This window comes from Streptomyces sp. NPDC002499, assembly GCF_053595415.1.
The window spans coordinates 257,505-270,795 of record NZ_JBSFXO010000017.1; the positions used below are offsets into that span (position 1 = coordinate 257,505).

Genomic DNA, 13,291 nt, shown 5'->3' on the forward strand with positions numbered 1-13,291 from the left:
CGCCTCAGGCCGACGGGGGTACTTCGCCCGAGCCGCGGGCGATCAGGCGGGTCGGCAGTTCGATGCGCTCGGGGGCGATGAGGGTGCCGTCCAGTTGCCGGAAGAGGCGTTCCGCGGCCGTGCGGCCGAGGGCGGCCGCGTCCTGGGCGATGACGGTGACGCCCGGCTGGAGCAGGTCGGCGAGCTCGAAGTCGTCGAAGCCGACCAGGGCGACCGGACGGCTGTGCTCGGCGAGCACGCGGACCACGGTGACCGTCACACGGTTGTTGCCCGCGAAGATCGCGGTGACGGGGTCGGGACCGGAGAGCATCTCCTCGGCCGCCCGGCGCACCCGCTGCGGGTCCGTGACGCCCAGGGACATCCACGCGTCCTCGACCTGGGTCCCGGCGTCCTCCAGGGCCGCCCGGTAGCCGCGCAGGCGCTCCGCGGCCGTGTGGATGCGGGGCATGTCGCCGATGAAGCCGATCCGGCGGTGGCCGTGGGCGATGAGGTGGGCGACGCCGTCGCGGGCGCCGCCGAAGTTGTCGGACAGGACCACGTCGGCGTCGATCCGCCCGGCCGGCCGGTCCACGAAGACCGTGGCGACGCCCGCCTTGAGCTCGGGCTCCAGATAGCGGTGGTCGTCACCGGCCGGGATCACCACCAGGCCGTCCACCCGCCGCGCGCACAGCGCGAGCGCCAACTCCTGCTCGCGGTCCGGGTCCTCCGCGCTGGAGCCGTTGATCAGGAGGGCGCCGTGCGCGCGGGCCACCTCCTCGACCGCGCGGCTGAGCGGGCCGTAGAACGGGTCCGCGAGGTCCTCCAGGACGAGACCGATGCTCGCGGTGCGGCCCTTGCGCAGCACGCGCGCGCTGTCGTTGCGCCGGAAGCCCAGCGCGTCGATGGCCTCCTGGACCCGGCGCTCGGTCTCCGGGGTGACGCCGGGCTCGCCGTTGACCACGCGGGACACGGTCTTCAGGCCGACGCCGGCCCGTGCGGCCACGTCCTTCATCGTGGGACGATTGCCGTAACGAGTGGCGTTGAGGTGGGCTGAACGACGGGCGGTCTCTGGCACGATGCGCTGTCCTGTCCTGTCTCGTCCCATGGGGATGCGTCGGACCATGAGGTTGTATGAGGATGTGGCGTCGAGCATAGAGCCTGGACAACGTTGTCATATGCGAGAGAGACTGTCCACCGCAATCTCCGGCCTGCGCCCCCACCGCGAGACCGGCCCGCACTTCTCCGTGGTTGAAGGGGGAACCCCCTCCTTGCCGACGGGGACACTATTGGTTTACGGGGAGATCCGACACTGATGCACACCGACTTCGTGGCCGCGCTCGACATCGGCGGCACCAAGATCGCCGGGGCGCTGGTGGACGGCCACGGCCGGATCGCGGTGCGTGCCCAGCGCGCGACGCCCGCGCAGGACGACGGCGAGACCGTGATGGGAGCCGTGGCGGAGGTGCTCGGCGAACTCACCGCCGCACCCGAGTGGGCACGCGCCACGGCGCTCGGCATCGGCAGCGCAGGGCCGGTGGACGCCAAGGCGGGCACGGTCAGCCCGGTGAACGTGCCGGGCTGGCGGGACTTCCCGCTCGTCCGTCGGGTCCAGGAGGCGGCCGGCGGGCTGCCGGTCGAGCTGATCGGCGACGGTGTGGCGATCACGGCGGCCGAGCACTGGCAGGGCGCGGCCCGCGGCCACGACAACGCGCTGTGCATGGTGGTCTCCACCGGCGTCGGCGGCGGCCTCGTCCTCAACGGCCAGCTGCACCCCGGCCCGACCGGCAACGCGGGCCACATCGGCCACATCAGCGTCGACCTCGACGGCGACCTGTGCCCGTGCGGCTCGCGCGGCTGCGTGGAGCGCATCGCGAGCGGGCCCAACATCGCGCGGCGGGCCCTGGAGAACGGCTGGCGGCCGGGCCCCGACGGCGACACCTCCGCCGCCGCGGTGGCCGCCGCCGCCCGCACCGGCGACCCGGTCGCGGTGGCCTCCTTCGACCGGGCCGCCCAGGCGCTGGCCGCCGGCATCGCGGCCACGGCGACCCTGGTGGAGATCGACATCGCGGTGATCGGCGGGGGCGTGGGCAAGGCGGGCGACGTGCTGTTCACGCCTCTGCGCAAGGCCCTGGGCGACTACGCGACGCTGTCCTTCGTGCAGGGCCTGGAGATCACGCCGGCCCAGATGGGCACGGACGCCGGTCTGGTGGGAGCGGCCGCGGCCGCGCTCGCCCGGCGGGCGGACGCGGCCACGGTCTGAAGGGGCTCTGAGCAGGAACGTTCCCCTGAGCTGCTGAGCCCCGAGCGGGCTCAGCAGCTCAGCTGCGCCCCCGCCCAGTCCGCGTGGTCCGAGTCGTACCCGTCCCCGCCGTTGGTGACGACCAGGTGGATCACCTCGGCGCCGGTCACGTCCGCGGTGATCGACTGGGCCGGCATCGCGTTGGTGAGCGTGCCGGTCGAGGCGACCTTGGTGCCGTCGGCCCAGATCTCGAAGGCGACGGAGCCGTTGGCGCCCTTCTCGTCGTCGACGCCGACGTCCGCGGTGACCTTCTCGCACGCCTTGCCGGTGTAGAACTCGACGTCGCTGTCGGCGTGCACACCAAGGCCCTTGGCGTACACGACACCGCCGATGGTGATCGGATTCCCGTCACCGGCGTCGCTCTCGCCGTTGCTGGTGTTGCGCTCCGCCGGTCCCCAGCCGCTGGTGGCCGACAGCCACGGCAGATCCCCGAGCCCGGAGACACCCGCGGGCGGCGCCACGACCACGGTCGTGGTCAGCGGCAGGACGCTGTCGACGCGTTTGCCGGTCGGTGAGCGGTAACTCGCCTTCAGTTTCAGGTCGTACGACCCTGTCGGCGTCCCCTTCGGCGCGGTGAGCGACCACTTGCTGCGCAGCGAGCGGCCTGTCCTGAGTTCCTTGGCCTTGGTCGACGAAGTCGCCTTGATCTTCCAGCCCTTGGGTCCGGTCAGTGCCACCGAGACGTGCTCGGCCGACGTGCGGCCGAGGTCGGTGACCGTGGAGGTCAGGGAGACCTTCTTGCCGGCTTCGACCAACGGGCTGCCGTTCAGGCCGAGTTCGACGGCCGGCGGGTTGGTGGCCCACTTGCGGTCGGCGGAGATGCGCAGCAGGACCGTGCCGTGCGCCGGGACGGTCGCCGCGATGGTGCCCGCGGTGTTGAAGCTCTTGTGCTGCCACAGGTCGCGCTGCGTGTAGGCGTGGGCGCGCGGCAGGCCGACGGCGGTGGCGGTCGTGGCGATGCGCTGGGCGCTGCCCGACTCGTTGAAGAGCGCGACAGCGCGGCTGCCGTCCTTCATCTGCTTGCTGACGACCCAGCGTCCGCCCTCGGAGGAGACGACCGTGCCCTGCTTGCCCAGCGGGTCCTGGTCGACCGCGACGACCTCCTTGTTGTCGAGGATGTCGAAGGTCGCCTGGGTGGCCTTGCGCAGGTCGGAGCCTATGAGCAGCGGGGCCGCCATGATCGACCACATGGAGAAGTGCGAGCGGTACTCGGTGTCGGTCATGCCGCCGTTGCCGACCTCCAGCATGTCCGGGTCGTTCCAGTGCCCCGGTCCCGCGTACTGCGCGAGCGGCAGGTTCTGCTTGAGGATCGACACCATCGAGCCCCAGTTGTCGCTGATGTCACCGGTCGTGCGCCACAGATGGCCGACGTCCGCCGCCCACTCCCAGGGCTTGTTCTCGCCCCACTCGCAGAGGCTGTAGACGATGGGCCGGCCGGTCGCCTTCAGCGCGTCGCGCATGGTGTTGTAGCGCAACTTGGCGTCCACGCCCTGGTTGTTGCAGTTGTCGTACTTGAGGTAGTCCACGCCCCAGTCGGCGAACTGCTGGGCGTCGCTGTACTCATGGCCCAGCGCACCGGGGAATCCCGCGTCGTTGCACGTCTTCGTGCCCGCGCTGGTGTAGATCCCGAGCTTGAGGCCCTTGGAGTGGACATAGTCCGCAACGGCCTTGATCCCATGGGGGAACCGCACCGGATCCGGTACGAGCTTGCCGTTCGCGTCCCTGCTCGGCAGTGCCCAGCAGTCGTCGAGGTTGATGTACTGGTAGCCGGCGTCCTTGAGACCCTTCGCGACGAAGAGGTCGGCGATTCCCTCCACCATGGCCTCGTTGAACTCCGGACGGCAGTTCGTGGAGTTCCAGTTGTTGAAGCCCATCGGCGGGGTGAGGGCGAGACCGTCGGCGAGGGCCGGCGCGGCGGGCTGGGCCGGAGGCTCGGCGGTGGGCGCGGCCATGGCCGGCGCGGCGAGTCCGGCCGCGCACAGGAGGCCCGCCGTGAGTGTTCCGACCAGTCTTCGGCGGGTGGTGCGGGTGTCGAGGTGATGCATCGTTGCAGTCCTCCGAACGCGCGAAAGATGGGATGACAGCATGTCCGCGTCACCCCTGAGCGTTTACGGTAGGACGTGTCGGACTCTGTTGGAAGACATGCGGTAGTGGTGTTCGATATCCCGTCATAGCCCTTGACAACGACGTCAGACGGGGATTCGATCCGATGTGACGTTCGGTTGTGTTGGGTCGGCCCTTGCGTCGGATCGTCCTGACAGTCAGGTCACAGGCATCGGAGGGCTGACCGCTCGGAGGTGCGCTCAGCCCTCCGCGAACCTCCGTGCCAGGTCGCGATGGTGTGCCGAGGCCCGTCGCACCCGGTCCTCCTCGACATGCACCCCGGGCGTACCGACCAGCCCTTCCAACTGTGCGGCCAGGCGCCGGTGTTCACGGCCGGCGTGTTCGCGGCACGGCAGGCAGGTGACGCTCTCCGGGCGTCCGGACGTCATCGCGTACGGCACCCGGAGGCCGCAGCCCGCGGTGACAGTGCTCGGCGCGTCGCCGACGAGACCGAAGGTGGCCGCCGGCGCGCCCCGTACCGCGGCGTTGTCGCGGAGCAGTTTCGAGTCGACGTGGATGTGTCCGTCGCCCGCGTCCATCCGCCCGCCTCCCTGGTCCGCCCGGTCGCCCGTACCAGGATGCCCGCTCGGGCACCGGCCGCAACGGGTGCGTGACCCCTGCCCGGTCCGCGCAGTTGAACCGGGCATGAAGAAGCGCAGCATGCTCGCCATCGCCTCCCTCGCCACCGGGTTCGTCGTCGCCGCGATCAGCCCGACCCACGGAGGCGACCACCAGGTACTCGGTGACCAACAGGCACTGGGCGGCCTGAGCGTCGACGACACCCTCGGCGTGGTCACCGACACCATCAGCAAGGACAGCTTCGCCGACGCCGGCAAGACCCTGGGGCAGAACGGCTGACGTCACTCTCCGTCCCGACAGGGCGCCGGTGTCCCCGCCGTTGCGGTGGGCATCGGCGCCCCTCTTCGTGCGCCCTCAACTGGGGCTGGTTTCCGTGGCAGGGTGAAACGGGCAAGCCTCAGGGGGCCAATAGAAGAGGGGGAACTGTCCGTGATCGTCTGGATCAACGGAGCGTTCGGTGCCGGGAAGACCGCCACCGCACGGGAACTGATCGACCTGATCCCGAACAGCACGCTCTTCGACCCCGAGGTCATCGGCGCGGCGATGACGCATCTGCTGCCGCCCAAGCACCTCGCCGAGGTCGGCGACTTCCAGGACCTGCCGATCTGGCGACGCCTCGTGATCGACACGGCGGCCGCGATGCTCGCCGAACTCGGCGGCACCCTCGTGGTCCCGATGACCCTCCTGCGCCAGGAGTACCGCGACGAGATCTTCGGCGGTCTGGCCGCGCGCCGCATCGCCGTCCAGCACGTCCTGCTGGCTCCGGCGGAAACGATCCTGCGGGAGCGAATAGCCCGCCGGGAGGTCCCACCCGACCTCCCCGACGGCGAACTGCGGCAACGGCAGTGGGCCTACGACCACATCGAGCCGTACCGCGCCGCCCTCGCCTCCTGGCTCACCGCCGACGCCCACCCCGTCGACACCGGCGCCCTCACCCCGTACGAGAGCGCCGTGCGGATCGCGGAGGCCTGCGGGCGGGGTGAGGTGCCGGTCTGCGACATCGTGCAGACGCCCGAGCCCACCGCCGAGACGCTCGCCGCCGGTGTGCTGCTCTTCGACGAACAGGACCGGGTGCTGCTCGTCGACCCCACCTACAAGGCCGGCTGGGAGTTCCCCGGCGGTGTCGTCGAACCCGGCGAGGCCCCCGCCCGCGCCGGCATGCGCGAGGTCACCGAGGAGACCGGCATCCGCCTCACCGACGTACCGCATCTGCTCGTCGTCGACTGGGAGGCCCCCGCACCGCCCGGCTACGGCGGACTGCGGCTCCTCTACGACGGCGGCCGGCTCGACTCCACCGAGGCCGCCCGGCTGCTGCTGCCCGGACCCGAACTGCGCGAGTGGCGCTTCGTCACCGAGGAGGAGGCGGCGGACCTGCTCCCGCCGGTCCGCTACGAGCGGCTGCGCTGGGCGCTGCGGGCCCGGGAGCGGGGCGCCGCGCTCTATCTGGAGCGCGGCATCCCCACGCCGTGACGTCCGCCGACCTGCCGGAATCCGAAGGGAGTCAGCTCGCCGCGTAGTTCCGCAGGAACAGCGCCTCCGTCACCGACAGACGCTCCAACTCCTCCGGAGACACGCTCTCGTTGACCGCGTGGATCTGCGCCTCCGGCTCGCTCAGGCCGATCAGGAGGATCTCCGCGCTCGGGTAGAGCGAGGCGAGGGTGTTGCACAGCGGGATGGAGCCGCCCTGGCCGGCGTACTGCATCTCCTGGCCGGGGTAGGCCACCGCCATCGCCTCGGCCATCGCCGTGTACGCCGGGCTGGTCGTGTCGGCGCTGAACGGCTGGCCCTGGCCGGTCTGTTCGATGTGCACCCGGGCGCCCCACGGCGTGTGCGCCTCCAGGTGGGCCTCCAGCAGCTTGGTCGCCTCGGCGGCGTCCACGCCCGGCGGCACCCGCAGGCTCACCAGCGCACGCGCGCTCGCCTGCACCGACGGCGTGGCACCGACGACCGGCGGGCAGTCGATGCCGAGGACGGTGACGGCGGGGCGCGCCCAGATCCGGTCGGCGACCGTGCCCGAACCGATCAGCCGCACACCGTCCAGCACCTTGGCGTCCTGCCGGAACTGCTCCTCCTCGTACTGAAGACCCTCCCAACCGGCCGCCGGGGCAAGCCCGTCCACGGTCGTGGAGCCGTCCTCGGCGCGCAGCGAGTCCAGTACGCGGATCAGGGCGCCCAGCGCGTCGGGGGCGGCGCCGCCGAACTGGCCGGAGTGGAGGTTGCCTTCGAGGGTGTCGATCCGCAGGCGCAGGAGGGTCATGCCGCGCAGCGTGGAGGTGACCGTGGGCAGACCGACGCGGAAGTTGCCCGCGTCACCGATGACGATGGTGTCGGCCGTCAGCAGCTCCGGGTGCTCCTCGGCGTACCGCTCCAGACCGCCGGTGCCCTGCTCCTCCGAGCCCTCGGCGATGAACTTGACGTGGACCGGGACACCGCCGTCCGCCTTCAGGGCGCGCAGCGCGAGCAGGTGCATGATGACCCCGCCCTTGCAGTCGGCCGCGCCGCGCCCGTACCAGCGGCCGTCGCGCTCGGTCAGCTCGAAGGGCGGAGTGGTCCAGTCGGTCTCGTCGAGCGGGGGCTGCACGTCGTAGTGGGCGTAGAGCAGGACCGTCTTCGCGCCCTCGGGGCCGGGCAGATATCCGTAGACCGACTGCGTGCCGTCGGGGGTGTCGAGCAGGGCCACGTCCTGGAAGCCCTCGACGCGCAGGGCGTCGGCGACCCAGTTCGCGGCGCCCTCGCTCTCGCTCCTGGGGAACTGCTCGAAGTCGGCCACCGATTTGAACGCCACCAGTTCGGCGAGTTCCGCCTGGGCCCTCGGCATCAGCGAGGCGACGGTCTCGGCGACCGGATTCGACGACATGGGCACGCTCCTTGTGGGTGCGACGTTGTACTGGTGAAGTGCTGTGATCCTCCCACAGCGGTCCGCGGCGACGCCCGCCGTAGGATGCGGGAGACAGGTGCGGCAGGCGGCGTGATCGGGAGTAACGGACCATCGTGAGCAGCGAGAACTCTTCGGCGGACGACGGACAGCGGGTGTGGGACGTCGTCGTGGTGGGTGCGGGGCCCGCGGGGGCCTCCGCCGCGTACGCGGCCGCGGTGGCGGGGCGGAGCGTGCTGTTGCTGGAGAAGGCGGAGCTGCCCCGGTACAAAACGTGCGGCGGGGGCATCATCGGACCCTCCCGCGACTCCCTGCCACCGGGCTTCGAACTCCCGCTGCGCGACCGCGTGCACGCGGTGACGTTCTCCAACAACGGGCGCTTCACGCGCACGCGCCGCTCCCGGCAGATGATGTTCGGGCTGATCAACCGGCCCGAGTTCGACCAGCAGTTGGTCGAGCACGCGCAGAAGGCGGGCGCCGAGCTGCGTACGGGCGCCACCGTGCAGCGCGTCGAGCAGCACGGCTCGTCCGTGCCCGACCGGCGCACGGTCGCCGTGGTGCTCCAGGGCGGCGAGACGCTCCTCGCCCGTGCCGTGGTCGGCGCGGACGGCAGCGCCAGCCGCATAGGAGCGCACGTCGGCGTGAAGCTCGACCAGGTGGACCTCGGCCTGGAGGCGGAGATCCCGGTGCCGGAGACCGTCGCCGAGGACTGGAAGGGGCGGGTGCTCATCGACTGGGGCCCGATGCCCGGCAGTTACGGCTGGGTCTTCCCCAAGGGCGACACCCTGACGGTCGGCGTGATCTCGGCGCGCGGTGAAGGCGCGGCCACCAAGCGGTACTTGGAGGACTTCGTCGCCCGGCTCGGTCTCGCGGGCTTCGAACCGAGCATCTCCTCCGGGCACTTGACCCGCTGCCGGGCCGACGACTCGCCGCTCTCACGCGGACGGGTGCTGGTCTGCGGGGACGCGGCGGGACTGCTGGAGCCGTGGACGCGCGAGGGCATCTCGTTCGCGCTGCGCTCGGGGCGGCTCGCGGGGGAGTGGGCCGTGCGGATCGGTGAGGCGCACGACGCGGTGGACGCCCGGCGCCAGGCGCTGAACTATGCGTTCGCGATCAAGGCGGGGCTCGGGGTCGAGATGAGCGTCGGCAAGCGGATGCTGGCGATCTTCGAGCGCCGTCCCGGCCTGTTCCACGCGGCGCTCACCGGCTTCCGGCCGGCGTGGAACGCGTTCCGGGAGATCACCCAGGGCAAGACCTCGCTCGCCGAGCTCATGCGCTCCCACCCCATGGCCCAGCGCGCCCTGACCGCGCTCGACCGGCGTCCTGTGGAGGGCGGCGCGGTCGACGCGGACGGGGAGGCGGGGGCGGTGGGAGAGGCCGGTGCGGCCGGTGGGAGCGGTGCGGCCGGTGGAACAGGTGCGGTCGGCGAGGGCGGTTCCTCCTGACCGTGCGGTGAGGTCATGAGCCGGCCGTGACGCCGGCCGGGCCGCCGAGGACCGGGGTCACTTCGTGACCGTGATGCGGAAGACGGGGTGGTCCGGCGCCGCCGCGATGATCTCCTCGTCGGTGGACTTCGCGGTGACGCCCTGGAAGTACTGGTTGACCTCCCAGCCCCACTTCTCCAGGTAGGTCCGCAGGATCGGGAGCTTCTCGGTGTCGGGAAGCTCCTGCGCGGTGAAGGTGCGGACCTTGCGTCCGACGCGGAGTTCGCCGCCGCCGGCGACCCGCATGTTGCGCACCCACTGGGAGTGGCCGCGGGCGGAGACGATGAACTGCGTGCCCTCGTAGGTGTGCGGGTTGACCGGGATGCGCTGCATCCGGCCGCTCTTGCGACCGCGCACCGACATCTCGGCGGAGCCCATGAGGCTGATGCCGTGCCGGGCCATCCAGCCCAGGACGCTGTTGAAGCGGACGGTCAGCGGGCTGCCCTTGAGGTAGTACGGCGCTGACCCGGACGGGGACGAGGACTCGGACATGCTGCTCTCCAACCAGTGAGAGAGAGCGCCGCTCACTTTTGTGAGCACTGCTCTCGCTTGCGTTGTCAGTCTGCATGAGAGCGGCGATCCAAAGCAAGATCAGTGCTCTCTTTTTAGTGCGGCGCTCATGTCTGTGTGCACTGCTCTCGTTTCGTGGCACACTCGCTCTCATGAGCACCGCACACGGCGCCCGTGCCCGGGCCAGGATCGAAGTCACCGCGGCCATTAAGGACGAAGCCCGCAGACAGCTCGCCGCCGAGGGCGCCGCCAAGCTGTCGTTGCGCGCCGTGGCCCGCGAGCTGGGCATGGTCTCGTCCGCGCTCTACCGCTACTTCCCCAGCCGCGACGACCTGCTCACCGCGCTCATCATCGACGCGTACGACTCCGTCGGGGAAGTGGCGGAGGCGGCGCGCGACGCGGCGGACAAGGCGGGGGGCGAGGCGGCCGCTCCCGTGCGGCGGTGGGTCGCGGCGTGCGAGGCCGTGCGCCGCTGGGCGCTCGCGCATCCGCACGAGTACGCGCTGATCTACGGTTCGCCGGTCCCCGGGTACGTCGCCCCCGACACCACCGTCCCGCCCGCCTCCCGGGTCGGCCTCGTCCTGATCGGCATCGTCCGCGACGCCATCCGCGGCCCGGGCGTCACCATGCCCCCGCTGTCCGCGGAACTGCGCCCCGAGGCCGAGCGGCTGACCGCCGACATCGCCCCCGACCTCCCGCCGGCCGTGGCGACGGCCCTGGTCGCGGCCTGGGCGCAGATGTTCGGGCTGATCGGGTTCGAGCTGTTCGGCCAGTTCCACCGGGTGGTGGAGGACCGGGAGGCGTTCTTCCGGCACGGGGCGGGCCGGCTCGCCGCGAGCGTGGGCCTGCGGTGACCTCGGACCGGGTCCTCGGCGACACCTCGGCTGCCGAGGGCTGACGTGCTTCCCCTTCGCCGGGGCTGACGTGCTTCCCCTTCGTCAGGGCTGACGTACTTCCCCGGGAGTACGCGTGATCACCACGCCCGGCGGACGCCGGGCCGGCCCGGTGACGTCTAGCGTGGCGGTCATGGAAGAGCAGCGTGTGCGCGGGGGCGGCCCGCGCCAGTGGTGGCGGCACGGGCCGCCGTGGCCGAACCGCTGGAACGAGGAGGAGCGCGGCGCCCGCTGGCCGTGGCGCTCCACCCTGGTGCTCACCGTCTTCGTGCTGGCCGGCTCGAACTACGCGGCTCACCAGCAGGTGCACGAGCGGGCCGAACTCAACGCCTTCGCGCGCGTGCTGCTGATCGTCGGGTCGGGACTGCTGCTGTGGCGGCAGCGGCATCCCGTGGCCGTCGTCTTCGGCACGTCCGCCGCCGCCATGGTCTACCTGGGCGCCGGCTTCCCGTACGGGCCGGTCTTCCTCACCGTCGCCCTGGCCTGCTTCAGTGCCGTCGTCGCCGGACATCGACGGGCCGCCTGGGGCGCGGTCGGGATGCTGTGGGCGGGGCACGTGCTCATGACCCACTGGCTCTACCGCTGGCTCCCGCCGTCCGGAGACGCGGCGGCGCCCTGGAACCAGGAGGTCGTCATCGCCACCTGGGTGGTGGCGATCGTTGCGGTCGCCGAGCTGGCCAGGACCCGGCGCGAGCAGTGGGTCCGCGACCGCGCCGAGCGAACGTTGGCGGCGAAACGCCGGGCCGACGAGGAGCGGCTGAGGATGGCCCGGGAACTGCACGACGTCCTCGCGCACAGCATCTCCGTCATCAACGTCCAGGCGGGCGTGGGACTTGCCCTGCTCGACACCGACCCCGAGCAGGCGCGCACCGCGCTGACCACCATCAAGGCGGCGAGCAAGGAGGCGCTCGGCGAGGTCCGCCAGGTGCTCGACACGCTCCGCACGCCCGGGGACGCGCCGCGCACACCGGCGCCCGGCCTCAGCCGCCTGCCCGAACTGGTCGAGCAGGCCGGGAGCGCGGGCTTGACGGTCGACGTCGAGGGCGAACCGCCCCGCCTCGCCCCCGGCACGGACCTGGCCGCCTTCCGCATCGTCCAGGAGGCGCTCACCAACGTCGTACGCCACTCGGGCTCGCGCCACGCGCGCGTGCACCTCACGCACGACACGCGGGAGCTACGGCTGCGGATCGACGACGACGGGCCCGCGACCGGCGCCGACGCGGGCGGCAGCGGCAACGGGCTGGCCGGAATGCGGGAGCGGGCCGGCGCTCTGGGTGGCACGATCGAGGCGGGCCCGCGCCCTGACGGAGGCTTCCGGGTGCTCGCCGTACTGCCGTTGAAGGTGAAGGCCAAGGAGGACGACCGGTGATCCGCGTACTGCTCGCCGACGACCAGTCACTCGTGCGGGCCGGCTTCCGGGCGTTGCTCGACGCACAGCCGGACATCGAGGTGGCCGGGGAGGCCTCCGACGGCGAGGAGGCGGTGCGGAAGGTGCGCGAACTGCGCCCCGACGTCGTCCTGATGGACATCCGTATGCCGCTGCTCGACGGGCTGGCGGCGACCCGCCGCATCACCGACGACGGCGCTCTCGAAGGCGTCAAGGTGGTCATGCTGACCACCTTCGAACTCGACGAGTACGTCTTCGAAGCGATCCGTGCGGGCGCCTCCGGCTTTCTCGTGAAGGACACCGAGCCGGAGGAACTCCTGCGCGCGGTACGGGCGGTGGTCGAGGGCGACGCGCTCCTGTCGCCCGGCGTCACCCGCCGCCTGATCGCCGAGTTCGCGGCCCGCTCCAAGGAACCCGCCACCGCGGACGCGCTCGGTCAACTCACCGAGCGGGAGCGGGAGGTGATGGCCCTGGTCGGCATCGGCCTCTCCAACGAGGAGATCGCCCGCCGCCTGGTCGTCAGCCCTCTCACCGCGAAGACCCACGTCAGCCGCACGATGGTCAAGCTGGGCGCCCGAGACAGGGCCCAACTGGTCGTCCTGGCCTACGAGTCGGGGCTGGTGCGCCCGGGCTGGCTCGGCTGACCATTTTCCCGGAAACAGGCGCCGGCCGAAAGCCTTTGTCCGACTGTCCAAGTGTCCATCTCCGGCACTTGGACAGTGCTCCGGAAATCATTTCCCGCACCCTTTGACCGCGATCCCAATGCCCTTTGCGTGCCCCGTAATTCGTGACGCGCGACCTCGGTTTGTCCAACCTTGTGTGCCCTGTGACCCGCGACTATCTTGAGCGAGTCCAGGCAGGCCCCAATTGATTGGGAGTGGTCATGGCAAACCCGTTCGACAATGAGGACGGATCGTTCTTCGTGCTGGTGAACGACGAGAACCAGCATTCCCTCTGGCCCGCTTTCGCCGAGGTGCCTAAGGGCTGGCGGGTGGTGTTCGGTGAGAGTCCGCGGAAGGACTGCATCGATTACGTCGAGAAGAACTGGACGGACCTGCGTCCCCAAAGTCTCATCGACGCCATGAACAAGGACGCCGCGAACAAGCAGGACGCCGCGGACAAGCAGAGCACCGCGAACACCCAGGACGTCGAGTCCGCTCAAGCCGCCCGTTGACGGCGCGG

Annotated in this window: 12 protein-coding genes and 1 pseudogene; 8 read left to right on the forward strand and 5 right to left on the reverse strand. The window is 71.2% G+C overall.

Annotated features, from left to right (window positions below; genetic code table 11):
* Positions 1-4: 4 nt before the first annotated feature.
* On the reverse strand, positions 5-1,084 hold the full coding sequence (locus ACWD5F_RS41505; RefSeq protein WP_401726226.1) for a LacI family DNA-binding transcriptional regulator: 1,080 nt from the start codon (positions 1,082-1,084) through the stop codon (positions 5-7).
* Positions 1,085-1,291: 207 nt separating this feature from the next.
* Here ACWD5F_RS41505 and ACWD5F_RS41510 point away from each other — a divergent pair, with 207 nt between their 5' ends.
* On the forward strand, positions 1,292-2,239 hold the full coding sequence (locus ACWD5F_RS41510) for an ROK family protein (RefSeq protein ID WP_451261379.1): 948 nt from the start codon (positions 1,292-1,294) through the stop codon (positions 2,237-2,239).
* Positions 2,240-2,289: 50 nt separating this feature from the next.
* On the opposite strand, the gene ACWD5F_RS41515 is transcribed toward ACWD5F_RS41510, so the two are convergent.
* Together ACWD5F_RS41515 and ACWD5F_RS41520 are read right to left on the reverse strand one after the other, a co-directional pair.
* Positions 2,290-4,323 carry an NPCBM/NEW2 domain-containing protein gene (locus tag ACWD5F_RS41515; protein WP_451261380.1) on the reverse strand — a complete coding sequence of 678 codons (2,034 nt, stop codon included), beginning with the start codon at positions 4,321-4,323 and terminating at the stop codon, positions 2,290-2,292.
* 258 nt (positions 4,324-4,581) lie between these two features.
* Complete coding sequence (locus tag ACWD5F_RS41520) at positions 4,582-4,920, reverse strand: hypothetical protein (protein ID WP_451261381.1); 339 nt, start codon at positions 4,918-4,920, stop codon at positions 4,582-4,584.
* A gap of 106 nt (positions 4,921-5,026) precedes the next feature.
* Here ACWD5F_RS41520 and ACWD5F_RS41525 point away from each other — a divergent pair, with 106 nt between their 5' ends.
* Both ACWD5F_RS41525 and ACWD5F_RS41530 read left to right on the forward strand, forming a co-directional pair.
* A complete protein-coding gene (locus ACWD5F_RS41525; protein WP_451261382.1) occupies positions 5,027-5,239 on the forward strand; it encodes a hypothetical protein in 213 nt (70 codons plus the stop codon).
* A gap of 150 nt (positions 5,240-5,389) precedes the next feature.
* Positions 5,390-6,430, forward strand: coding sequence for an NUDIX hydrolase (locus tag ACWD5F_RS41530; RefSeq protein ID WP_451261383.1), 1,041 nt, complete (start codon positions 5,390-5,392; stop codon positions 6,428-6,430).
* A gap of 31 nt (positions 6,431-6,461) precedes the next feature.
* Here the strand turns inward: ACWD5F_RS41530 and ACWD5F_RS41535 are convergent, their stop codons facing one another.
* Positions 6,462-7,817 (reverse strand): M20/M25/M40 family metallo-hydrolase, encoded by a 1,356-nt coding sequence (locus ACWD5F_RS41535; RefSeq protein WP_451261384.1) that lies wholly within the window; start codon positions 7,815-7,817, stop codon positions 6,462-6,464.
* 134 nt (positions 7,818-7,951) lie between these two features.
* Between ACWD5F_RS41535 and ACWD5F_RS41540 the strand changes: the two genes are divergently transcribed.
* The gene (locus ACWD5F_RS41540; RefSeq protein WP_451261385.1) at positions 7,952-9,280 is read left to right on the forward strand and encodes a geranylgeranyl reductase family protein; all 1,329 of its coding nucleotides are present in this window, start codon (positions 7,952-7,954) and stop codon (positions 9,278-9,280) included.
* 57 nt (positions 9,281-9,337) lie between these two features.
* Here the strand turns inward: ACWD5F_RS41540 and ACWD5F_RS41545 are convergent, their stop codons facing one another.
* Positions 9,338-9,811 carry a nitroreductase/quinone reductase family protein gene (locus ACWD5F_RS41545; RefSeq protein ID WP_401726214.1) on the reverse strand — a complete coding sequence of 158 codons (474 nt, stop codon included), beginning with the start codon at positions 9,809-9,811 and terminating at the stop codon, positions 9,338-9,340.
* A 170-nt stretch (positions 9,812-9,981) separates the two neighbouring features.
* On the opposite strand from ACWD5F_RS41545, the gene ACWD5F_RS41550 reads away from it, so the two are divergent.
* The 4 genes and pseudogenes from ACWD5F_RS41550 to ACWD5F_RS41565 form a co-directional block, all read left to right on the forward strand.
* The gene (locus tag ACWD5F_RS41550) at positions 9,982-10,683 is read left to right on the forward strand and encodes a TetR/AcrR family transcriptional regulator (RefSeq protein ID WP_451261386.1); all 702 of its coding nucleotides are present in this window, start codon (positions 9,982-9,984) and stop codon (positions 10,681-10,683) included.
* 172 nt (positions 10,684-10,855) lie between these two features.
* Entirely contained in the window at positions 10,856-12,091 is a 1,236-nt protein-coding gene (locus tag ACWD5F_RS41555; RefSeq protein WP_451261387.1) for a histidine kinase, read from the forward strand.
* Positions 12,088-12,753, forward strand: coding sequence for a response regulator (locus ACWD5F_RS41560; RefSeq protein ID WP_451261388.1), 666 nt, complete (start codon positions 12,088-12,090; stop codon positions 12,751-12,753). The genes ACWD5F_RS41555 and ACWD5F_RS41560 overlap by 4 nt, the downstream gene beginning before the upstream one ends.
* A 239-nt stretch (positions 12,754-12,992) precedes the next feature.
* Positions 12,993-13,199 (forward strand): annotated as a pseudogene (locus ACWD5F_RS41565) (MbtH family protein); the annotation flags it as partial.
* Positions 13,200-13,291 lie beyond the last annotated feature (92 nt).